Annotated in this window: 11 protein-coding genes; 10 read left to right on the forward strand and 1 reads right to left on the reverse strand. The window is 56.6% G+C overall.

Going from position 1 to position 24,545, the window contains the following annotated elements; all coding sequences use genetic code 11:
- Window positions 1–187: 187 nt before the first annotated feature.
- The 3 genes from E7002_RS07375 to E7002_RS07385 all read left to right on the forward strand — a co-directional run bounded on the left by E7002_RS07375 (window position 188) and on the right by E7002_RS07385 (window position 10,508).
- The gene (locus E7002_RS07375; RefSeq protein ID WP_303728220.1) at window positions 188–7,069 is read left to right on the forward strand and encodes a leucine-rich repeat protein; all 6,882 of its coding nucleotides are present in this window, start codon (window positions 188–190) and stop codon (window positions 7,067–7,069) included.
- 290 nt (window positions 7,070–7,359) lie between these two features.
- The gene (locus tag E7002_RS07380; RefSeq protein WP_303728221.1) at window positions 7,360–8,814 is read left to right on the forward strand and encodes a hypothetical protein; all 1,455 of its coding nucleotides are present in this window, start codon (window positions 7,360–7,362) and stop codon (window positions 8,812–8,814) included.
- A gap of 434 nt (window positions 8,815–9,248) precedes the next feature.
- Complete coding sequence (locus E7002_RS07385) at window positions 9,249–10,508, forward strand: N-acetylmuramoyl-L-alanine amidase (RefSeq protein WP_303728222.1); 1,260 nt, start codon at window positions 9,249–9,251, stop codon at window positions 10,506–10,508.
- Window positions 10,509–10,580: 72 nt separating this feature from the next.
- Here the strand turns inward: E7002_RS07385 and asnB are convergent, their stop codons facing one another.
- Window positions 10,581–12,548: an asparagine synthase (glutamine-hydrolyzing) gene (gene asnB / locus E7002_RS07390; RefSeq protein ID WP_303728224.1), complete on the reverse strand. Its 1,968-nt coding sequence runs from the start codon at window positions 12,546–12,548 to the stop codon at window positions 10,581–10,583.
- 210 nt (window positions 12,549–12,758) lie between these two features.
- Between asnB and E7002_RS07395 the strand changes: the two genes are divergently transcribed.
- The 7 genes from E7002_RS07395 to E7002_RS07425 all read left to right on the forward strand — a co-directional run bounded on the left by E7002_RS07395 (window position 12,759) and on the right by E7002_RS07425 (window position 24,542).
- Window positions 12,759–14,138 carry a sodium-dependent transporter gene (locus tag E7002_RS07395; protein WP_303728225.1) on the forward strand — a complete coding sequence of 460 codons (1,380 nt, stop codon included), beginning with the start codon at window positions 12,759–12,761 and terminating at the stop codon, window positions 14,136–14,138.
- A gap of 312 nt (window positions 14,139–14,450) precedes the next feature.
- Window positions 14,451–14,735 carry a type II toxin-antitoxin system RelB/DinJ family antitoxin gene (locus E7002_RS07400; protein ID WP_303728226.1) on the forward strand — a complete coding sequence of 95 codons (285 nt, stop codon included), beginning with the start codon at window positions 14,451–14,453 and terminating at the stop codon, window positions 14,733–14,735.
- Window positions 14,736–15,177: 442 nt separating this feature from the next.
- Window positions 15,178–21,255, forward strand: coding sequence for a hypothetical protein (locus E7002_RS07405; protein ID WP_303728227.1), 6,078 nt, complete (start codon window positions 15,178–15,180; stop codon window positions 21,253–21,255).
- A 200-nt stretch (window positions 21,256–21,455) separates the two neighbouring features.
- Window positions 21,456–22,268, forward strand: coding sequence for a MotA/TolQ/ExbB proton channel family protein (locus tag E7002_RS07410; RefSeq protein ID WP_303728228.1), 813 nt, complete (start codon window positions 21,456–21,458; stop codon window positions 22,266–22,268).
- Entirely contained in the window at window positions 22,268–22,636 is a 369-nt protein-coding gene (locus E7002_RS07415; RefSeq protein WP_066663557.1) for a DUF2149 domain-containing protein, read from the forward strand. The genes E7002_RS07410 and E7002_RS07415 overlap by 1 nt, the downstream gene beginning before the upstream one ends.
- Window positions 22,633–23,739, forward strand: a complete 1,107-nt coding sequence (locus E7002_RS07420; RefSeq protein ID WP_303728229.1) for an iron ABC transporter permease — start codon at window positions 22,633–22,635, stop codon at window positions 23,737–23,739. The genes E7002_RS07415 and E7002_RS07420 overlap by 4 nt, the downstream gene beginning before the upstream one ends.
- The gene (locus E7002_RS07425) at window positions 23,739–24,542 is read left to right on the forward strand and encodes an ABC transporter ATP-binding protein (RefSeq protein WP_303728230.1); all 804 of its coding nucleotides are present in this window, start codon (window positions 23,739–23,741) and stop codon (window positions 24,540–24,542) included. Before E7002_RS07420 ends, E7002_RS07425 begins: the two co-directional genes overlap by 1 nt.
- Window positions 24,543–24,545: the final 3 nt, after the last annotated feature.

A 24,545-nucleotide genomic window follows, 5' to 3' on the forward strand; every position in this document is an offset into this window, starting at 1 on the left:
TGCTCCAAATCGCTATGGGGAATAGCCCGAAAGGACGCGATGAACGCCATTCTTCTATGGAAACCTCGTGAAGTAGTCAGGAGATAGGCCAGGTCAATAAAGAACGAAAAGTAAGCCTTACCTAACTTATGCTAGAAATGTTGCACTTGGTTAACAACAAAGTAACGCATAAGGAAAGGAAGTGTTTATGGAAGGTAGCGTAAAGGGCTGCCTGAGGGGCGCGTTGTCAGCGGTTATGGTGTGCACGCTGATGGTCCCGCAGACGGCTGCGTTCGCCGATACGATTGCACCCGTATCGGCGAGCGGAGGGGATAGCGTGCAGAATGCCTCTTGTGAGGCGAATGTTGATTCAAGTGACAGTGGGTCGTCTGGTGGGGTGGATGACGCATCTGGTTCGGATGATGGTGGACTCCAGTTTAGTACCATCATCGTCGAACTGGAGGATGGCGCGGGCGAAGAAGCGCCTTCTCTGTTTAACCTAATGGGAATCTTGTCGGATAACTCCGATTCTTCCCGTCACGATCGCGTGAAGAGCCAAATCCAGGCTTTGGCTGATACTGCTGTTGCCGAGGCCCAAGAAGAAGCCTCCTCGGAGGAGTCTGAGGGCGAAGGCGATGCGGGCCTTTCGCTCATGAGCGTGCAGGAAGCCGTTGACGAAAACGGCGGTTCCATGGAAACCGTTGCCGATTACTACACGGCTATCGACGGTTTTGCCATTTCCGCGCCCTCGTCTATCGTCGATGACATCAAGAATATGGATGGCGTCGCTAATGCGTTCGTAGAGTCTGTCTACGATGTTCCCGTTTCTCAAGAGGCGGAAACCGAAGCAACGGATGCGAATGATTCGAGCCTCATGAATCAGCCTGCGCTCGATATTACGGGTGCCGATGATGTCTCCTATACGGGTGCCGGGCAGCTTATCGCCATTATCGATACGGGCATCGACACGGATCATGAAGCGTTTTCTGGTGATATCGCAGATGAAACGGTTCGCTTTACGCAGAGCGCGGCGCAGCAAGCTGCTTCGACGCTCTCTTCGGGCGGCAATGGCATCTACGTAAGCGAGAAGATCGTTTTCGCCTATGACTATGCGGATGGCGATACCGATGTGAACCCGTCTATTGACGGCTTGGAGCACGGTACGCATGTTGCGGGCATTGCCGCTGCCAATGGCGGTACGACCATTCGAGGCAATGCGCCCGATGCCCAGCTGGCCATCATGAAAGTTGCAAGCGATAGCACGGGAGGCATTTCCGACAGCTCGCTTTTGGCTGCCATCGACGATGCTGCCACGCTCGGTGCTGATTCGGTGAACATTTCTATTGGCTCGGATGCGGGTTTTTCCGATGAGGGTTCGCCTACGTATGCCAACGCCATCAACGCGCTTGAGGCTACGGGTGCCACGGTGAACGTTGCCGCAGGTAATTCGTATTCTTCCGCGTATGGCAACACGTCGGGAAGCAATCTCCCTTACGCTTCCGACCCCGATGACAGCATCGTGTCCAACCCGGCAACCATCTCTGGTGCCTTTGCAGTGGCAAGTGAAGCTACCGCGGGCGTGAGTGCAGAAGTATCGGAGAGCGCGGATGCTTCCGCTGGTAATACGTTTGTGACGTCGGCGGGTTCAGAGGTATCGTACTATGACGCCCTCGACCCTGATGGGCTTGCGCGCGTTACACCGTTTTCGAGTCTGGCGGGCGGCGATTGTTCGGTAGTGTACGTGGGTACGGGTGCTCGTCAGGATTTTGGCGAGGTTGATTTCGAGGCTTCTGGGGCAACCCTCGATGGCAAAGTTGCTTTGATCGTGGGGCATCAGAATCCTACGGGCTATAGCACGGTTTCGTATGCTCGTGCGATTGCGGCGGCCGCCGAAAGGGGTGCCATTGGCGCAATCATTTACGACCCCGCCCTGGAAGACTGTTCCGCCGTTCGTATTGGCAGCACCGACGATAACGATTGGGGTGACAGCTATTATGCTGACGTTCCCGTCGATTTCCCTGTCGCCTTTGTCTCTTCTGCGGATGGCGCTGCTCTTGCTGCCATAAGCGCTTCCGACCGTTCGATTTCCGTGTCGGCTGCGGCGTCCTCAAACGATGATGCTTCAACTATTTACCCCGTAAATTCCTGGTCGAGCTGGGGCGTTACGTCCGACTTGAAGCTCAAGCCCGAAATTACGGCTCCTGGTGGAAACGTCTATTCCTCCGTTCTGAACAATCAATACGAGTACATGAGCGGAACGAGCATGGCCACTCCCCAGATTTCTGGCATTGCCGCCCAGGTGCATGAGTACATTGACGGTGATTCCAAGTTTGCCGGCATGTCCGATGACGAGAAGGCGGATGTAGTAACGCAGCTGCTCATGAGCACGGCAACTCCCATGGTTGATACGAGCGATCAAAGTTCGTATTACTCTCCGCGTCATACGGGTGCGGGTCAGGTGAATACGGTGGCTGCCACTACGAGTGACGTGTATCTCACGGTGGAGGGTGCCGAGGACGCTTCGCGCCCGAAAGCCGAACTGGGCGAAAGCGGCACGGGTTCCTGGTCGTTTACCGTGACGCTGCATAATCTGGGCTCTACCGAGCATACGTATACCGCGAATGCAGCTGCCCTTTCCGAAAAGGTGCAGGATGGCTTTTTCCAGCTGAGCTCAGCCAACTGGACGAACAGTGGCATTAGCGTCACGTATGGTGGCGATGCGTATAACAATGGCACGGTCACCGTTCCCGCAAACGGCACGGCGAGCTATATCGTTACCATCACATGCGAAGAGGCTTTCACTACGTGGGCCGCGGAAAACACGCCCAATGGCACGTTCGTGGATGGCTATGCCATGTTGGAAGCATCCGATGGTGGCGTGGACCTGTCGGTTCCGTTTCTGGGTTTCTACGGCGACTGGAGCGATGCCTCCGTGTTCGACGCGACCAGCGTCAATTCGGTGCATATGTATCCCAATGCGCTGTGCGATGCCGTTACCGGCCGCTACCTTGGTCAGAACCCTCTGAAGGACGGTGCGTACAACTTCGCTACGGTAGATGCGAGCAAGATGGTCATCTCCGATTCTGCGTTCTATGGTGCCAATCGTGGCATTCTTACCCAAACAAGCCTGCTTCGTAACGTGGATTCCATTACGTATAGTCTTACAGGCCCGAATGGCGAAGACGATGGCTCGTATGAGCTGAGCTACGTTTCGAAGACGTACTGCGCTTCAGGGGGTTATGCCCTCGTGGAAGCGGTTCGCAGCGACTACGCCCGATTCGTTCCTACTGCGGGCGAGGGCGCATATACCCTTACGGAGACGGCAAAGACGTCGGGTCCCACCAGCGAGGAGCAGTCGGCCGAGTTCACCGTATATTACGACACTACCGCGCCGACGGTGGATAGCGTTACGTACAATGCCGACGGCGACAATGGTCCTGAAATCGACGTGCAGGTGACCGATGCGACCTTTATTGCAAGCATCGACCTGTTCAAGAATGATGTCTCCGATATTACGCCGTGCTCGGGCTTTTACCGTGTGTATGGTGATGATGCGGTGAGCGTGGTTGATAATGCTGATGGCACGCACACGTATACGTTTGCCATTTCTATCGACGACGTGAAGAATGCCTGGGGCGATGTTTCTACCATTACCAACACGGTTCAGCTGCGCGCATGGGATTACGGCCTAAACTGCAGCAGTGCGCAGACGGCCGTCATTAATCCCGTTGCCGCAACCAAGATTTCGCTTTCAAGTGATGCGTATTCGGTTGCACCTGGTCAGTCGATTAGCGCAAGCGCCACGCTTGCCCCCGTTGATACGACACAGACTTCTCTCGTGTGGTCGAGCGGTGATCCTAGCGTCTGCACGGTGAATAGTGAGGGCGTTATTACTGGCGTTGCCGCAGGCACGACGTCGATTACCGTTTCCGTTGCCGACAATCCCAGCCTCACAGCTACCGCTTCCGTTACGGTTGCCGACGTAAGCGACGAAGCAGGAATTGCCCTGTCTGCCCAGACGGTTAATCTGGTGAAGGGCGATGCTAATGCGTCTAATGTCACTGCGTTGCTTTCGGGCAATCTTGCAGGAAAGACGGTCGAATGGACGCTCGAGGGCACCGATCAAGTGGCAACCGTGCAGGTTGACGCCTCCGATAGCCTACAGGCAGCGGTGAGCGCCGATTATCAAGTTGGCGACGTGACGCTTGTAGCCACGGTGGTTGATGGCGACAAGACGTACCGAGCCACTGCCATGGTGCGCATGCGTACGTCCGACTACGACGATTTCGTCATCGACGAGAACCATACCCTTACGGGATATGTGGGCACGAATAGCTCGATTGAGATTCCCAACGACGTTACCGCCATTGCCGATAAGGCCTTCTATGGCAATACTGCTGTGACCGACGTAATGATTCCCGCGAGCGTTCGCAGCATCGGATCGTATGCATTTGCTCTGATAGTAGATACCTCGAATGGTGGCTGGTCGCGCTCTGGTTCGTCGAAGAACTTTACGTTCGAGGACACGAGCGAGCATGCAAGCCAGCTTGTCTCAATTGGCGACCATGCCTTTAGCGAAGCGGGTGCCAAGGGGGATGTCGTTCTGCCTTCTTCGGTTGTTTCGCTTGGGGAGGCGGCGTTCGAGAATTGTACGAATTTGGGCAACGTCACCCTGCCGAGCTCTCTTACCGTAGTTCCCGCCAACGCCTTCCGCAACTCGTCGATTGAGACGGTCACCATGAGTGATAACGTGACGTCTATTGGGGCTTCGGCATTCAGCAACTGCCTGTTCTTCTCGCATATTTACCTGACCGATACGGCTGTGGGTGCGGCTACGACTGGCATTCCGTCCCATTTGCAGACGATAGGCGATTCCGCGTTTGCGGGTACGTACCTGGAGGACGATATCGTGCTCCCCGCGAGCTTGAAGCGCTTGGAATGCAGTGCGTTTGCGCTCGATCGCTTCATTCAGAACCTGGATCTTACCGAGGGTCTGGAGTCGATTGGCACAGGTGCCTTCAATCAGCTTTCGATTACGTCCATGACGTTCCCCGATAGCTTGCTCACCATCGACGACGGCATCTTTATCGACAATACGTACCTGACCGAAGTGACGCTGGGCCGCAACTTGGCTGACGGCGATTTTGCAAACAGCTTCAGCTGGTGCCCCAACGTGCAGCGTGTTAATGTGCCCGCCGACGCTTTGTACTACACCGGTATCGATGGGGTGGTGTTTAACAAGGACGCAACGTCGTTGGTGTATTACCCCGCAGGTCGTACGGGTAGCTATGAGGTGCCCGAGGGCGTAGAGACAATCGAGTCGTTTGCCTTCGAGGATACGAGCCTTTCGAGTGTGACCTTGCCCGAAAGCCTGAAGTACGTGAAGAGCAATGCGTTCGCCGATTGCAATTCTGGCGGCATGTACTACAACGTTGGCGGTTTTGACGTGCTGGAGTTCGGTGACAATATCGTCGAAATCGAGCAGAACGCGTTCCGCCAGAGCTTCTATGCCGATGACAGCTCCAATGATGGCACCACGCCGAACCACCTCATCGTTCGTGGCGGCAATAACGGCAAGTATTCTGACACGAAGGGTTCGTCGGGCCAGACTGCTTACTTCGGCTCCGGCATGACCAATCTTGACTTCTCTCTGTCGGGTGCGCCGAACACGCTGGTCGTGGCCGAGGATACGGCTCGATTGAATCTTGGTTCTGCGGACGCTTCTGCAATCATGGTGTATGCTCCCGCGGGTTCCGCCGGTTACGAGACCGCCAAGGCCGCACTAGAGGCAATCGGTGCCGACCCCGCAACCCAGCTGAAGGAGTACGAGGGTCTCACTGCTTCGCTGTCCATTACTGGCGTTGTCGATGGTGGCGCCGTGGTCTCCGTTCAGGCGGAGTCTGCCGGTGGCGTGGAAGGTGCCGTAAGCTATCGATTCGTGCAGGAAAATGCAGACGGTAGCGAGACGGTGCTTCAGGACTGGAGTAGCGACGATACCATCGACTGGAAGGTTCCCGCAGATGGAACCATTCTCCGCGCCGATGTCCGCGATGCAACCTACCTTGTTGCTTCTGCTGCGGTAGGCGAGCTTGACGAACCGGTGTTCTCTACCGATCTGAGTGCGTTGCCCGTAGAAATCGTTCAGGGTGGTGCGGATGTGACTCTGCACGTAGAGGCCGACTCTCTTTCGGCTGCTTCTTCGAATGCCCCGCAGATCTCCTACCAGTGGTACGAAGATGGCGTTGCCATTGCGGGCGCGAATTCTTCGAGCTATACCGTCGAAGCCGCAACGGTTGGGTCTCATGAGTACTATTGCGTGGCGACTGCCTCGCACGATGGCCTTTCCGCCACCTCGAAGAGCACGGTTGCTACGGTGGATGTACTTGCGCAGGCTTCTGCTCCGGTCATCCAGACCGATCTTCCCGCTGCGGCTGCGTACGCAGTGGGGCAGGGTGGTCTGCTTTCGGTCGCTGCGAATTCGCCCGATGGGGGCACACTCATGTATCAGTGGTACGAGGATGGCGTTGCCATCGATGGCGCCTGCTCGTCGAGCTATCTGGTTCCCGCTTCCGAAGAGGGAACGCATGAGTACAGCGTGGTCGTAACGAATGTCGTGGGGCTCCTTGCCAATGCGGCTTCGGTTGAATCGTCGAAATGCGAGGTCACCATTTTTTCTTCGGCTGCCACCGTTGCCATGAACCGCCTGTACAACCCCAACTCCGGCGAGCACTTCTACACGGCCAGCGACGAGGAGCGCGATGGCCTGGTAGCTCTTGGCTGGCAGTACGAGGGCACCGGCTGGGTGGCTCCCGAGACGAGCGACACGCCGGTCTACCGCCTGTACAACCCCAACGGCGGCGACCATCACTACACCACGAGCGCCGAGGAGCGCGATGGCCTGGTCGCACTTGGCTGGCAGTATGAGGGCATCGGATGGTACTCCGACGACGCCCAGACGGTAAAGCTCTACCGCGAGTACAACCCCAACGCCCAGTCGGGCTCGCACAACTACACCACCAGCCTCGAGGAGCATGAGTATCTTGTCTCTATTGGCTGGCAAGACGAGGGCACGGCCTGGTTCGGCCTGTAGTCGATCGTTTTTAGATGCGAGGGAAACGGGACACTGCTCCCGTTTCCCTCTGTTTTGTTTCCGATAAAGAAAGGGGAAGGATGAAATCGAAAGTGAAAACAGCGTTTCGCATGTTGTTGGCGATGTGCGCTGCCGTTGCATGCGCGTGCGTTTTTATGTGCGCGTTGCCTATTTCTGCGCATGCTGAAGAGGCGGGGTCGGGCGCTGCGTACGATCGCTCGAATTTACCTGATGGTTCATATGACGTATCCGTTTCGTTGAACCAGGCCAGCGCTGTGGACAGTGAATCCATGGCGGGGGTAGTTCTTGCCAAGGACGCGACGCTCAAAGTAACGAATGGAAGCTATTATTTGCGCTTTACGCTCGACCAGGGCGCGTCCGTGCAGGCGTTTGGGGCATCGTATGCTGCGTATGTCAGCAAGATGAGCTACTATCCCGACGGCTATACGCTTTCAGGTGGGGCCATGACCGCTCTGGGTAGCCCCTCTCGCGTGGACGAGTACGAGTACGTTACCGTTGACGGCGTCAACTACGTAACGAAGGTGGGAATGCCCCTTAATGCGCAGTCCGTTTCCGAGGGCTATGTGTGCATGTATGCCACGTTCTCCCAGATGGGCGGCAAGCTCGTCGCGATGAAGATTGATTGGGATGCGTTTGACGCTGCCTATGGCCCTGCCGAGGAAGAAGTCGAAGTCGATAGGTCGGCGCTTGCACAGCAAATTGCCGCTGCGCAAGCGGTGAGCGACGATGGGAGCATTGACTACGATGTGCTCGCTGCGGCCATTGCAGACGCTCAGAGCGTCTACGACGATGCCGAAGCAACGCAGGCGCAGGTCAACATGCAGACATCGAATCTTGCTGCTGCGGTGGATTCTTATACGGGGGCGTCGGCGTATTCCTTCAAGGACGGTGGTTCGTACAGGGCACCGCTTACGTTGCTGCAGGGCAACCTCAAGACGTTTGAGGGTCGCTATTTTCAGGACACCGTCGTTATCGAACGTTCTGGAGATACGTATAACGTTCAGCTGACGACCACGGCTGAAAACGATGCAATCGTGACTTCCGTTTCCTATGGCAGCGAGGGTCTTGTTGCCGATGTTTCGGTAAACGACGATGCCACGCACACCTATACCTTGCATGTGGCATCGGTGTTGCGTGCCATTCCTCTTTCTGTGGTAGTGCAGGTGGGAAATTTCAATCCTTCGACTACGACTGTATACGCCTCGATTGACGCCTCGCAGGTAACCGTGCTGAGCGAACCGAGCTCCGAGGTGGATGACCCGGATCAGCCCGAAGAACCTAGTAGTGATGACCCCACTCCCGAAGTGGCGACCGTTGCCATGAACCGCCTGTACAACCCCAACGGCGGCGAGCACTTCTACACGGCCAGCGACGAGGAGCGCGATGGCCTGGTAGCTCTTGGCTGGCAGTACGAGGGCACCGGCTGGGTAGCCCCCGAGACGAGCGACACGCCGGTCTACCGCCTGTACAACCCCAACGGCGGCGACCACCACTACACCACGAGCGCCGAGGAGCGCGACTGGCTGGTCTCGCTCGGCTGGAGCTACGAGGGCATCGGCTGGTACTCCGACGACGCCCAGACCGTCAAGCTCTACCGCGAGTACAACCCCAACGCCCAGTCGGGCTCCCACAACTACACCACCAGCCTCGAGGAGCACAAGAACCTCGTGAATCTGGGCTGGCACGACGAGGGCACTGCCTGGTATGGCGTAGCTGCAGGTTAACCCTCTCGGGCTGGGCTTTCCCATCCCGGGGAGCGGTCGGCGGGGCGCATGGCCCATCGGGGCACCGCTCCGCTGTTCGCTTGTCTTTCGCCCCCTCAACGGGGCGAAAGACGTCGCTCATGCGCTGCGCTGCTTCATGCGCTTACTTGGAATTCTCGCCCTTGGCGAGAATTCGGGCCCAGCTGAGCTGGGCCTTTTAAATTTTGCTTTCAGAGTGCCCCCGATGGGCCATGCGCCCCGCCGCCCGCCTCGCGGGTCGAGGGGAGCCATCCCGGGGCCGCGCCTGGCGCGGGGTGATGCCCCTTGCTCATCCTTCTGCATGCGAGAGGTGTATTGGGAAAGTGGTATATTCGGAGCGGTGAACTGCATAGGTTGGGGGAAGTATGCGTGTATGGGGTCGTTTTGTACGTTTCGTCGGAGCTGCGGCATTGTGTTTGGCCTGTTCGTTCGCGATTGCGCTTGCCTTCGAGCCGCATGTGGCGTTCGCGGCTGAGCAATATGCTCCCGAAGACGCCTACTCCTCCGACGGCGAAGACGTTTCTCTTGTCGACGAGGGCGACGACGGGCTTTCCCTTGCCATCCAATCTATTCCTACTTCGTATGGTAACGATCGTACGCTTATCGTGGCGCTCGACCCTGGCCATGGCGGCAGCGAAAATGGCGCGGTGTCGTACGTCGTGGAAAAGGACGTGAACTGGGAAATCGCCCAATACTGCAAGGAAAAGCTCGTGCAGTATCCGAATGTGCGCGTGGTGCTTACGCGTGGCAAGAACGAGACGGTTTCCCTGAACGAGCGTACGGCACGTGCCGTGGCGGCGGGGGCCGACGTAATCATTTGCCTGCACAACAACGCCCAGAGTGAAGACACGATAGGGGCTTCGGGCTATCAGGTGTATCACCAGTACGTGGAAAGCGGATACAGGCTTTCCCGTACGGCGACGCCTTCACGCGCCATTGCCGAGGAGATTGCCGCCCAGTTGCAGGCTGCGGGCGTGCATCCGCAAGATCCCGCGTACAACGGCTTGAAGATTCGCCTGTCGAGTGGCGATTACTACCCCGACGGATCGTTGACCGACTACTACGGCATGCTGCGTATCCCGCGTAAGAACAATTTGCCATCCGTGCTCGTGGAGCATATGTACGTAGATAGCCCCGAAGACGGGCCGCTTCTGCAGCAGAAGTCGTGGCTGAAGAAGCTAGGGTATGCCGATGCTATTGGCGTCATGGAATACTACGGTTATGATGCTCAATCTTGGGCGAATGACTACGATTCCAGTACTACCAACTGCATGTATCGACTGTATAACCCGAATTCGGGCGAACATTTCTATACGGCAAGCGAAAGCGAGCGCAATACGGTGGCGAAAGCCGGATGGGTGTACGAGGGTATTGGATGGGTGGCTCCGAAGGAAAGCTCCACGCCGGTCTATCGCCTCTATAACCCAAATGCGGGGGACCATCACTACACCACGAGCGAAGACGAGCGCGACCACCTGGTGAGCGTGGGTTGGAACTACGAGGGCATTGGTTGGTACTCCGACGATGCTCAGGCGGTGACCATCCTGCGTGAATACAATCCGAATGCCAAGTCGGGTGCCCACAACTTCACGGCAAGCGCCTCCGAACACAAAAATCTCGTACGCCTCGGTTGGCGCGACGAAAAGATTGCCTGGTACGCGGTGGGTGCCGCATAGCCCAACGCCTTCCATGAAAAGGCCCCGCTCCCAGGGGAAGCGAGGCCTGCAAGTCAGAAGAGCGCCGTTGCGTTACGCAACAACCTTTTCGGGTACCGTGCGGTCAACGAAGTAGATGCGGTACCACATGAGGAACATGAAGATAATCCAGATCTTGCGCGTGTTGTCGCGCGTTCCGGCCTTGTGCTCGTCGAGCAAGCGCACAAGCTCGTCGGTGTTGAAGAACTGCTGCGCTTCGGGACCGGTGAACCATTCCTTCACCTGGTTGTAGTAGGTGTCCTGACGCAGCCAGCCCACCACGGGAACGGGGAAGCCAAGCTTCTGCTTCTGCGCCCATGCCTGCGGGATGGCGCGCTCGGCGGCCTGGCGCAGCGTGAGCTTGCTCTGCTCGTTGCTTACCTTCAGGCGTGTGGGGATGGTGGCGGAGACGCCAAATACCTGCGTGTCCAGGAATGGCACGCGGCTTTCCAGCGAATGCGCCATAGCCATCTTGTCGGTCTTCAGCAGAATGTCGCCTACCAGCCAGAACTGCGTGTCCACGTACTGCATGCGCGTGGTTTCGTCCATGTTGGCGACTTCGGAGTAGGCCTTGGCCACCACTTGCTGCGGCGTGGGAAGGCCCTCGGGCAGGTGCTTCAGCAGCTTCGCGCGTTCGGCCTGGGAAAACGCGACGCCGTTTGCGTTCGTGTAATACCAGTCCTCTACGCTTTCGCTGGCGCGGCGCAGGTAGTTGGCTCCGCGAATGCCCAGCTTGCCCAGCACGGCGGCGCCAGCGCGCAGCAGCGGTTTGGGGCACCAGGACAAACGCGCGTTGGCGCACGGCGTTTCGTACACGCGGTATCCGCCAAAGAACTCGTCGGCGCCTTCGCCTGAAAGGACTGCCTTTACCTTCTTGGCGGCAATCTGGTCCACGAAGTACAGGGCTACGGCGCTGGGGTCGGCGGAGGGCTCGTCCATGTGCCACTGCACGCGCGGTAGGCTGGCCCAGTACTCTTCCTCGGTGATGTGCTTGCGGTCGTTGGCAATGTGCAGCTCATCGGCCAATTCGCTGGCCCACGAGATCTCGTCGCGCTCGCCCTCGTACTCGGCGAAGCCAACGGTGAACGTATGGATGTCAGGGTTTTCCTTGGCCAGCAGCGCAGCCATGTAGCTCGAGTCGATGCCCGAGGAAAGGAACGAGCCCACTTCCACGTCGGCGACGTTGTGGTAGCGCACGCTTTCGCGCATGGCCTCGTGGATGGCTTCCACCGTGTCGGCCTCGCTGCGACTTTCGTCGAAGTTGTACGTGGGGTGCCACCAGCGCTCGACCTCTACTTCGCCATTCGCGCGAACGGTGAGGCAGTGGCCCTGCGGCAGCTTGAAGATGCCCTTGAAGAACGTTTCGTCTAGGGCGCTGAACTGGAAGCACAGGTACTGTGCCAACGCCTCTTCGTTCAGCTGGCGCTCGTAAGCGGGGTGCTCCAGGATGCACTTGATTTCCGATGCGAAAATGAACTGGCCCTGTTGCTGCGTGTAGTAAAAGGGCTTGATGCCGAAGTAGTCGCGCGCGCAGAAAAGCTCGCCGGCGGCGCGATTCCAGATGGCGAATGCGAACATGCCGCGCAGGCGCGTGAGGGAGTCTTTGCCCCAGGCCAGATAGCTGGTCAGCAGAACTTCGGTGTCGGAATTGGTGCGGAACATCCAGCCGTCGGCTTCAAGTTCGGCACGCAGATCGCGGTAGTTGTAGATTTCGCCGTTGAACACGATGGCGAAATCGCCCGTGGCCAGCATGTCCTCTTCGGAACCGCACGGCGTGCCGTCGAGCTGGCGTGCGGGGGAGGTGATAGTGGCTTCGTGCTGGCCGGTGGAACGCACCATGGGCTGGTTGCCGCCCGCCAAGTCGATAAGCGAAAGGCGGCGGTGACCAAGTGCGATGTTCCCGTCGATGTACTGGCCTTCGCCGTCGGGGCCGCGATGCGCCATGATGTCGCACATGGCCTTTAGGGTTTCGGTGCTATCGGTACGCTTGTTTGCGCCGGTAAAACCGCAGATGCCGCACATAGGCAGAACTCCTTCGATTCGATTGCTGTGCGATATGGTACCGCGCTCGCGTTCACGAGTGGTTAAAACGGGGTAAAACTGCATATTACGCGCGGGTACCTTGTTATGTGTATTTCGGCTTTATTAATTCGCCGCGGAAAGGAATCGCATCGGCGTAGACGCATTACTCTGTTTATAATAACGGGATGCTTACATAGGAAAGGATTTTGTATGGTGCAGAACGCGAAGGAGCGCTCGTCTTGGTCGGGTAAATGGATGTTTATCCTCGCTGCCGCCGCAAGTGCCGTGGGCTTGGGAAACATGTGGCGCTTCCCGTACCTGGCAGCTAAGTATGGCGGAGGCATGTTCATTCTTACTTACGTCGTACTTGTCTTCACGTTCGGCGTTTCCATGCTTCTGCTCGAAATTGCTCTTGGTCGCAAGACAGGGCAGTCGGTTATTGGCGCATACAGTTCGTTCGGCAAAAAGTATTCGTTTATCGGCATACTTGCTGCTGCCGTGCCGTTTATCATTACGCCGTACTATTGCATCATTGGCGGTTGGGTTGCTAAGTACGCTACTAGCTACCTGGTGAATTCTCCTGCCGAAATCGCCGATGGTGGCACCTTCTTCGTGAACTTCATCACCAGCCCCGACAGTAGCTTTATGTTCATGTTGCTGTTCATGGTGGTGGTGTTCCTCATCGTTTCGCTGGGCGTGAAGGGTGGTATCGAAAAGGCGAATCTCGTCATGATGCCCCTGCTGCTGGTAGCGGCATTGGCCATTGCCATCTACGTGCTTACCTGGCCTGGTGCTACCGACGGTCTGGTGTATTATTTGCTGCCCGATTTCAGCAAGTTCTCGCCCGAGCTGCTTATTGGCGCGCTTGGCCAGATGTTCTACAGCCTCTCGCTGGCCATGGGCATTATGGTCACCTATGGTTCCTATCTGGATAAGAAGGAAAGCCTTACGCGTAGCGTTCCCTGGATTGGCGGTACCGACCTGGTCGTGTCTATCCTTGCTGGTCTTATGATCGTGCCCGCGGCTTTTATCGCCATGGGTTCCGCGGAAGCCGTTGCCGCAAAGAGCGGTCCTTCCCTCATGTTCATCACGCTGCCTACCGTGTTCGAGCAGATGGGCGGCATTGCCCCTGTTATTGGGTTTGCCTTCTTCGTGTTGGTGTTGTTTGCCGCGCTTACGAGTGCCATCTCCCTAGCCGAAGCTTGCGTTTCCATCGTTGCCGACGGCACGGGTTGGACGCGTCGTAAGTCGCTGATCGTCACTATTCTGGTTGTTGTTCTCGCCGGCATGTTTGTGAACCTGGGCTATAACGGCCTTTCCTTCCTGGAACCGCTGGGCGAGGGCAGCACATTGCTCGACTTGTTCGACTTCATTTCCAACTCGGTACTTATGCCCATCGTGGCCCTTTTGACCGTGATTTTCGTTGGTTGGATCGTAAAGCCGAAAGTCATCGTCGAAGAAGTGAAGCGTTCGAGCAGGTTCCGCCTCGAGGGCGTCTGGACTATCATGATCAAATATGTCAGTCCCGTTCTGCTCGTCATCATTCTGGTCGCTTACGTAGGCGCCCAGTTCGGGCTCTTCAGCATCTAACCCTTGACCTGCGAGTCGTCCCGGGCGGCGGGGCGCATAACCCGGCGGGGCACCCGCTCCGCTGCTCGTCCGGCGCGTGTTGCTGGAGCCATAGAGGAACGTGAGGTTTTCCCTCGCGTTCCTCTTTTGTTTACGGGTGGGTGCGCCGGACTCGTGCGCTCGTTGATTCATGCTTTTACTGGCGCTGTTCGGGGTTGGGCGCGGATTTGCGTGAAGCTTCGCTTCGCTTACGCCCTGCTACTGGCGTGTTGCTCTATGTATATCTAGGGTGATACAATGTATATGCATTGCCATTACAAAAGGAGTTGCATTATGGCTAAGTCTGCGACAATCAATATGCGCGTAAACCCCGAAGTGAAGGCCAACGCCGAATCGGTGTTTTCGAGCCTTGGCATGACGCTTACCGAGGCCATTAACATCTTTTTGCATAAGTCCGTCATGGAAGGCGGTCTTCCGTTCGACGTGCGTCAGCCTCGCTATAACGCTGAAACCGAAGCGGCTATTCAGGAATCGCGCGACATTATGAGTGGCAAGGCGCGCGGCGAGTCGTTCTCGTCGGTCGACGAGATGTTTTCAGCGCTTGAGCTCGATGACTAGGTGTAGCAATGTCTCTTAGGCTGGTCGTTACCACTCAATTCAAGAAAGACGTTAAGCGCATTAAGAAGCGTGGGTGCGACCTTCGCGAACTGCATTCGGTGCTCGATACGCTTCTTGCCTCCCTGTTACCGCGATTGGGGAAGGCGATTCTGTCGGATTCGTATAGTATGAAAGCGGGACGATATCATTTCCCCTGATAAAGTACGGTTTCTAGGAATTCTGTGAACTGAGCGACTATTTCTAAAATGACGGTTCCGTAACGAAAAAAATGTGCTAGCAAATCCACGAATTGGGACTTTTGCCACCTCAAATGATGCTACAATTGTGAAGTTGGTATGAAGGGGGCAGAGTGGGTCTGCGTCGCTCGCTCTATACCTGCATTCCATCGTTCATCGCCCTTACTTATGGGGGTTGGGTCCGTGCGATTGAGGAAGGTGATCGAATGAGTGGGTCTGCAAGCATACGCGACTCGCGTATGAAGTTCGCCAAGGGGGTGCTAAGCGCTTTCATGGCCGTCGTTACGGTGGTGGGTTTCACACCCATCGTCCCGTATCAGGCGCATGCCGACGAACTTGAAACCGCTTCGCCAGCCGCGGCTCAAGTGGTGGAAGGGGCTGCGCAACCTTCCGCTCAGGAATCAGTTGACACTGCGCAAACGCCAGCTTTGTCAGATGCTACAACGCAGGCAGATTCTGTCGGGGCTGCTACTCAGGGTAACGCCCAGCTTGCACCTGCGAGCGACGATTCTAGTCAGCTCGAACCTGCGGTGGGCGTTTCTTGTGTCTGGAATAACCAGTACTACGAAACGCTAACCGATGCGATTGAGGCTATCGAAGCGGATGATACCGTCTCAGAAGCCACCATCACCATGATTGGCAATTCGCAGGAATCCAAGGGAACCTCCATTTCGAAGAAGATCACGCTTTTGCTTGAAGGCAAGACGCTTGAGATGGGGGAAGACGTAATCTACGTTGTTGATGGCGCGAATGCCGCTGTTACCATTTCCGATTCTCAGGATAGTGCGGTGATTCGCGGTACCGATATGCCGGCGTTTATTATTCAGAGCGGCGTCCTCACCCTTGAATCTGGCAAGATTGTTTTCGACGCGGATTCATATGATTCATATGGTACCGCGGTTGTGGTCGCTCCGAATCCGAACGCCTCGTTCTACATGCATGGAGGCGAGGTGTCCGCGACGAATGGGAATGACGCCGTTATAACTGGTGGCATCTTCTCCATGGATGGCGGTGCGTTGAACGGAGGCATTCTGGCTCGGGAATCTGCTGACGTTGATATTGTGGGCACCTCTGCATGGCAAGCCAATGGCTCTGCTGCTGCGCCTACCATTTACTCTGAAGGCGTTGGGGTTACGGTGGAAGACAGCGCCAATGTGAGCCTTGTTCATGCTAGCGTTTCCGCGAAAGGTGCCGCCGTCGATGCATCTGGCGGCAACGTTATCGTTGATAACACGAGTCTAACTTCGACTGCCGGAGCCGGTATGCGTGTTACCGGCGGCTCGGTTGTTGTTCAAAATGCGTCGTTTGTGGCGGCGCTCGCAGAGGGCCTGGATGCCATCAATGTTTCAGACGCTGGTTTCGTGGAGGTGTACAGCGAGAGCGCGTCCCCGACGATCCTTCAAGCTTCTGAGGACCATGTGGTTGGAGGCGACCCCGATTGCGCATTAGTGCACGCAAACGTGCTGAGCTCTAACAAGGTTCCGTATCAAGCGGTCGAATCGGGATACGTATGCACGTATCTTGATTCTAAAGAGATGTGGACGATTAACAAGGCTCCGAACGCTCCCGTTGCGGTTGCCCCCGTGCTCGATTATGCCGACTGGCAGAACATCGTTGATCTGAAGGGCGGTCAAATCGTGGGTGACCCCACGGAGTACGACGGCAGGGTTGTTGCTGACACGGATGCTGGCTATACGCTTGAGTACGATAATTCCGCAAGCGCTCATGATGGGGACGAGTTCGTGCAGGCTAAACGCTTGGGTGAGTATCGCGTAATCGCTACGCTGCTTGATGGCTTTACGTGGGCTGACGGAACTACCAATCCGAAGGTCGTTCAAACGGCCATTGTCGCCGACATTGTCAATCCCGCTACCGCCGCCGAGAATGTCGTGTATTCTGGCGAAGCTCAAAGCTTGTATGACTTTGAAACGGGTACGAATCTTACCAATGGCGGCACTGTTACGCCCGACGATGGTGGGGTTACGTATAACGTAGTCAACACGAATAAGGGCTATACGATTTACTATCTCGATGGCGCTGGTATCACCGTCGATTTCGATGCCGATAAAATCACTGCGGTGAATGCAGGGGAATATGACATTCTGGTTCACCTGGACGAACCGGCTAACTACACGTGGCCCGATGGCACGACGGGTGAATTTACGGTTACGGGCACGATTCAGATGAAGTCTGTTCCGATACCTTCTGCTGTCAAGAATGTGGTGTATACGGGTTCGGCTCAGAAGATTATCGACTATGGCGAGGGCGTTACGTATGAGTCTGGTGCGTTCCCCGTCCATCCTATTGTCACGAGCGCGGGTTACTCAATCGAAAACACGGGGTCTGGCGTCGCTCCCGAGCGAGATAGCAATAATGATATTGCTGCCACCCTGGCCACTACCTATACTCTTACCGCCTCCCTTGCGCCTTTGAACACGGGCGCTACTCCCAATTACATGTGGGAAGATGAAACTACGGCTGACAAGGTTATCGAAGCTACCATCGACCGCGCTCCCGTTGAGGTGCCGGTGGCTATTGATGAGCTGGTGTATAACGGCAAGGCCCAGCAGATTATTGATTTGGGCGAAGAGGGTGAAATAACCAGCTGGAATTACGACGATCTCGATAGTCCTACCGAGATTACCGCATTAACTAATCTTGGTTATATCATCGAGTGCACTGATCTCGATGGATTCACTCTTTCTGAAGGAGATCATGGTCAGCTTGTTGGGGTAAATGCAGGTGAGTATGGTGCATTTACGGCTACGCTTGATGGCAATCATGTTTGGTCGGATGACAGCACCGAAGCTGTTAGCGTGACGGGCCTTATTGCTAGGCAGCCCGTGTCCGCGCCCGAGGCTCTTACGGGGCTCACGTATACGGGTGCGTACCAGCAGGTTATCGACTTGGGTGGCTATGAGGTTACGAATGTCACTCCCAGTAATGACCTTACCGAGACCAATAAGGCCGAGACGGATGGCGGGTATTATATCGTGTACCCGGAGGCCGAGAATGGCCTGAAAGTTTCGAGCAATCAGTTTACCGCAAAGGCAGCAGGCACGTATGCTAACGTGGTTGCCTATGTCGACGATAACCATGCGTGGAGCGAAGCTGATGAAGGCACGGAAACGAATCCCGTTACGCTGAACCCAACTATTGGCGAGGCCGTCATTACCGTTCCCACCGTTTCCGTTGAAGGCAACACTACGGAATGGACGGGCAAGCCTATCGAGCTGGTGGACCTCCAGGGCGCCGTTGTGCTGCGTTCTTATGAGCACGAGGGCGAAACGATTGCCTATACGAATAAGGGTTATTCCCTGGTCTATCCGCTTAATGTCACATACGACAATGGAAAGTTGTATGCAACGAGCGTTGGTAGTTATAACATCAAGGCGTATCGCGACTCCGAAAATAACTACGTGTGGTCCGACGAGGTCTTGACGTCGAATCCTGATCCGCGTGAATTCAACGTTTCCATCGTGAAGATCGAAACGCCTGCTCCTACGAAGGTCAATCATGAGGCATATGTCTATGATGGCACCGAAAAGCCGCTTGTCGACTTGGGCGATGCCACGATTGTCTCGCAAACGGTTGACCCCATAACGGGCCGTGTTACGTTGCTTACCGATTCTGGTTATTCGCTTGAGTATCCTGCCGGTGTAACGGTGGCCGTTGATGTAGAAACGGGCTGTCTGGTTGGTACGGCCGCTGGCGATTACGCCATTACCGCCGTGCTGGACGAGGGGCATGAATGGGCGTCTGGCGATGATCCCGATGCGCCTATTGTCTTTGGCGATTCCATTGCGCGTCAGCAGATTGAAAAGCCTATCCCCGATCCTTCTTCATTCGAGTACACGGGCGAGCCCCAGGTTCTCGTTGAGGGTGGCGAGGGCTATACGCTCACGTGCGACAACCCGAATGTGACCATCGATGCGGAGACGGGCGACGCGATTGCGAAGGAGATTGGCGACTACAAGATTACCGCTACGCTCGATAGCAACTATGCATGGGCGTCTGATCCCGACCTCGATCCCGATATCGACCCCTTTGTCGCTGAGGTGAGTATTGACCGCATCATTGTCGATAAGCCTGAGTATGAGCCGCTGATTACCTACACGGGCGAGCCCCAGGTTCTCGTTGCGGGCGGCGAGGGCTACACGCTTTCCACCGAGGACTCCGGCGTGACCATCGACGAGGAAACGGGCGATGCGCTTGCAACCGAGGTTGGCGATTATACGATTACTGCTACGCTTGATGAGCACTATGCTTGGGATGCCGATCCCGCTACTGATCCTATAAAGATGGAAGTTACCATCAGCGAATTCGAAGTTGCCGTTCCCGAGGCTGTCTCCAATTTGGAGTACACGGGAGAAGCTCAGGTAATCGTTCCTGGCAACGAGCATTATCAGCTGAAGATCAACAATGGCGAATGGCTTGAGCCTGGCGTGGATGCCACGGCCATCGAGAACCAGAACTATGTGGTCTACGCAAAGCTCGTCAATCCGGGAGATTATGTTTGGCCTGATGACACCACCGAGAACAAGACCATTAACGCCATGATTTCGAAGGGCAAGATCGCTGTTCCCGATGTCGTAAGCGAGCTAGTGTATAACGGCGATGCCCAGGTGATTGCCAAGGGCAGCTTGGGCAAGTATGGCCTCGTCCCCAGCGCTGAGGCACTTGCCGCTGGTGCGGAGCTCAATCAGCTCACGGGTGATATTTCCGCTACTAAGGCGGGAACGTATCGCATTTCCGCAACGTTGGCCGACCCCGATCACTACATGTGGTCTAACGGCGCCATCATTGATCAGGAGCTTGATGCCGTAATCGCCAAGAAGCCCATTGACGCTCCTGTGGACATGGTCGAGAAGGACTACGTCCCAGGTGGCCAGCTTGTGCTTGAGGCGAGCGATGACTACACGTTCGCTCCTGGCTCGGATGACCCGATCGCGGTGATTACCGAAGCGGGCGTTACGGTCGAAAATGCGGGCACCTACTCTGTGGTTGCTTCGCTCAACGACACGACCAACACCGAATGGGCTGACAAGGCAAGTGGCGTCAAGGTCAGCACCATCACGGTTAACCCGAAGCTCATTGAAGCTCCGGAGGTTGTCGCTGACGAGCTTGTTTACGACCCTGATGGCCAGGTGATGGTCGCCGGTGGCGAGGGCTACCAGCTGACCGTGAATGATGGCGAGCCCCTTGCCGAAGGGTCTGACGCTATCGGCACCGACGCGGGCGACTACAAGATAGTTGCTTCGCTCAGCTCAAGCAACTACCGCTGGGATCTCATCGGCAATCTCGATGGGATGGTTCATCTGGAATGCACCATAAACCCGGCTAAGGTCGAGAAGCCCACGGCGGCTGAGGGCCTGGTGTACAACCGCGCCGCTCAGACGCTCGTGAAGGGCGGCGAGGGCTATACGCTTGGCCTGTACAATGGCGGACTTCACATGTCGTCGGCCCTGCCTGATCCCGATGCAACCTTCCCCGAGGGTGAGGATGCTACCGCTATCAACGCTAATGAATACACCGTTATTGCTAAGCTGGTCAACACGAACAATTATGTTTGGGCTGATGGTTTGGAAGCGGGAATTCCTGGGTATGACACTGACCCGGTAGAGCTTGATACCGAAATCTCCGCGGCCCCGATTTCCCAGGCAACGGTGACGGCTTCCAACATGGCTTACACGGGTGCTCCGCTGGAGCCTGCGGCCACGGTGAAGATTGGCGACGCAACGCTTACTTATGGCACCGACTATACGGTCGAGTACTCCAACAACAAGGAAGTGGGCACTGCCACCATTACCGTAACGGGCAAGGGCAACTACACGGGCACGGCAACCGGCACGTTCAAGATCGTCGAGTCGGTACCGATGTTCCGCCTGTATAACCCGAATTCGGGTGAGCACTTCTACACGCAGAGCACCAACGAGCGTGATAATCTGAAGAAGGTTGGTTGGCAGTACGAGGGCATCGGCTGGTATGCGCCTTCCAGCAGCAATACGCCGGTCTATCGTCTGTACAACCCGAATGGCGGCGACCATCATTACACCGTCAGCGTCAACGAACGCGACATGCTGACGAAGGCTGGCTGGAAGTATGAGGGCATTGGCTGGTACTCCGATGACGCCATGGGCGTGAAAGTACTGCGCGAGTACAACCCGAATGCGACTTCTGGTTCGCATAACTTCACCACCAGCGAGACCGAGCACCAGAATCTCGTGAAGCTTGGTTGGCGCGACGAAGGCACTGCTTGGTACGCTGTTGCCGTAGTAAGCTAACCACCACTCGTTAATCGCACGAACGAGTACCTTCCTTGGAAAGGGCCCTCCGGGGCCCTTTCCTTATGCCCTCCGTCCCTTGTTCATGGCTGGGCGTTTTTCGCCGAAATCATAGGCATTGCATGATAGACATTATCTAGAAACAGGAATATACTGCGACGTGCATTATACGTAGCGATGAATAATGGACGAGAAATAGTATGGATGTTGTATCAAATCAGACGTATTTGGGCGTTATTTTGCACGATGCGTCGCAGGCGTTGTTGCTGCCCGATGTCGTTCTCTTGCTGGTGTTTATGGGGTATGCCCTGTTTTGCATCGGAAGCGTAGTGGTGGAGGGAATTACCGAACGGCGGCATTTCCACGTAACGATGCCCCAGTTCCTTGCAGCGCTCAACGATGCTGCCCCTAACGAAATAGAGCAGGTGGTTCGCACGTCGGGCCTTCTGAATCGTCAGAAGGATGCCCTACTCACCGTATACGAGTACCGCGCACTGCCGGGGGATAGCTTGCTGGCGCTTATTCGTCGCGCTGTCTCCGAAGAGGAAGCGCGCCGCGATAAGGTGGTGGGCCGTAACGATATCGCTTCGAAGGTTGCTCCCATGTTGGGCCTTATGGGTACGCTTATCCCGTTGGGTCCGGGCATTGCGGCGCTGGGAACGGGTGACGTCACGTCGCTTTCGCAGAGCATTATCGTTGCGTTCGATACGACGGTTGCGGGCTTGGCCACTGCTGTGGTTTGCCTGATCGTGGCGAAGGTCCGCCGTGGTTGGTACGAGAACTACATGACGGCGCTCGATTCCGCCATGGCCACCATGCTGCAGAAGATTGGCGATATGCGCGAAGCGGATTTTGGCCCCAGCGCTAAACAGCCCGGTGAAACGACCATGGATGCAAATCGTTCTGCTGCGTCCATCGTGTTCGCCAATGGTGCGGTGGGAGCGTCCAAGGTTCCCGATGCAGAGCCTCTGGCGCAGGAAATGGCGCACGATTCCGTAAAGGCGCAAGCATAATGGCCGGGTATTATGGTGATGCCGGTTCGTTCCGGCACACGCGCCGAATGCACGCGGAAAGCGATCCCCTTGCAGGCCTTGCCAACCTAAGCGACGCCATGCTCGTGTTTGCGTGCGGCATTCTGGTTGCGCTGGTGGTGGCGTACAACGTTAACATTTCCGCAGCTACGCAAGTCGAAATCGACGAATCCCAGGAAGTTTCCGATGCCGATATCGAGCAGCTGCAAGACCCCGATAGCAGCGGAAGCGGCTACATTCAGAAGGGCACGGTATACCAGGATCCGCATACGGGAAAGCTGTACTTGTTGGAAGACGGCGACGGTGCGAGTTCCAGCGATTCCTCTTCGAGCGAAGGTTCCTCTGAATGACGGAAGTAAGAGGAGAATCAGCAGCCGCGCAAGAGGAACGCATCATTGAAGAACATCTTGCCCAGGAGGCGGAGCGTGCTCTCAATCGCAAGCTCTCGCCGTGGGTGAAGCTGGGTATCGTTGCCGCGTTCGTGGTGGTGTTCTTTGGTAGCTTCATGCTGGGTAGGTACCCTGTCATGCCCGTGGAATGGTTCCAGGGCGTGATAGCTCATTTTGCGCAGCTTATCGATCCGAGTGCTCCCATCGATAACACGTTGGATAACGTGCTGTTCAAGATACGCTTTCCGCGCATTTGCGTGGTGCTCTTGGTGGGTGCCGCCCTGGCCGTTGCCGGTGCCAGCTATCAGGGCATGTTCAAGAATCCGCTGGTTTCGCCTGACATTTTGGGCGCTAGCGCGGGTGCTTCGTTCGGTGCGTGCCTGGCGCTGCTTCTGGATTTGCCGAATGCCTACGTTCAGCTCTTCGCCTTCTGTGGCGGCATGCTGGCCGTGGGGTTGGCGGTGTGGCTGAACAAGCTCGTGCGGTACGACCCCATTCTTGGCCTGGTGCTGGGCGGCATTCTGGTGAGCACCCTGTTCCAGAGCGGTACGAGCGTCGTGAAGCTGCTGGCCGACGCGAACGACAAGCTGCCTTCCATTACGTTTTGGCTGATGGGTAGTTTTGCGAGCGAAGACGCCGATCAGTTGGCCGTAATCATCCTTCCCATGCTGGGCGGCTTCGCATTGCTGTTGCTGGAAAGTTGGAAGCTCAACGTGCTTTCGTTCGGCGACGAGGAAGCGCGCAGCATGGGCATCAACACGCGCCTGGTGCGCCTGGTGGTCATCTTCGCAAGCACGTTGGTGGTAAGTTGCTCGGTTGCCGTTTCGGGCATTGTAGGCTGGGTAGGCCTGGTGGTGCCCCACGTGGCGCGTGCCGTGGTGGGGCCCAATTATCGGGTGCTTTTGCCTGCCAGCATGATTATCGGCTCCACGTTTTTGCTGATCGTGGACGATATCGCCCGATTGATGCTCTCCGTGGAAATCCCCATTGGCATCCTGACCGCCATTATGGGCGTCCCGTTCTTCGTGATCATCTTCCGCCACAACATGAGGGGGTGGAAGTAATGGCCCTGCTGGAAGTGAAGGACCTGCATGCGTCGTATGGCGCTACAGAAATACTGCACGGCGTGAGCTTCAGCGTGGAGGCGGGCGAATTTTGCTGCATCATCGGCGCAAACGGTTGCGGCAAGACCACGCTTCTGAAGAACACGATGGGGCTACTGCACCCCACGGCGGGATGCGTTTCCATGGATGGGGAAGACGTGCTCGCCATGGATGAGCGCGCGCTGGCGCGTCGATTCGCCTACATTCCGCAAGAGCATACGCCGCCGTTTCCCTTTGCCGTGCGCGACGTGGTCCTTATGGGGCGCACCCCCTACCTGAGCAGGCTTTCGTTCGTTTCCGCGAAGGACCGCCGCATTGCATTCGATGCCATGTGCCAGATGGGCATAGAGGGGCTGGCGGGCGAAGACTATACGGCTCTTTCGGGTGGCCAGCGCCAGCTGGTGCTCATTGCCCGCGCGCTGGCTCAGCAGCCGCGCTTGCTGGTTATGGACGAGCCCACCGCCAGTCTCGATTTCGGCAATCAGCAGCTGGTGCTTGCGCGCATGCGCAAGCTGGCGCGTGCCGGCATGGCGGTCGTTATGGTTACCCACGACCCCGATCATGCGCTGTACTGCGCAAACAAGGTGGTCGTTATGGATGCGGGGCAGAAGCTTTGCGAGGGCACGCCTGGCGAAACGATTACGACGGAGGTTCTGCAGCGCATCTACCAGACGAGGGTCGATGTGCTTGATGTGCGTTTGGAAGACGGTCGGTTTAAGCGCGTATGCGTGCCTGCCGACGAGGAGGAGTTCTGCAGTGCATAGGGG

The organism is Denitrobacterium detoxificans (assembly GCF_015062615.1).
Classification (GTDB): domain Bacteria; phylum Actinomycetota; class Coriobacteriia; order Coriobacteriales; family Eggerthellaceae; genus Denitrobacterium; species Denitrobacterium detoxificans_A.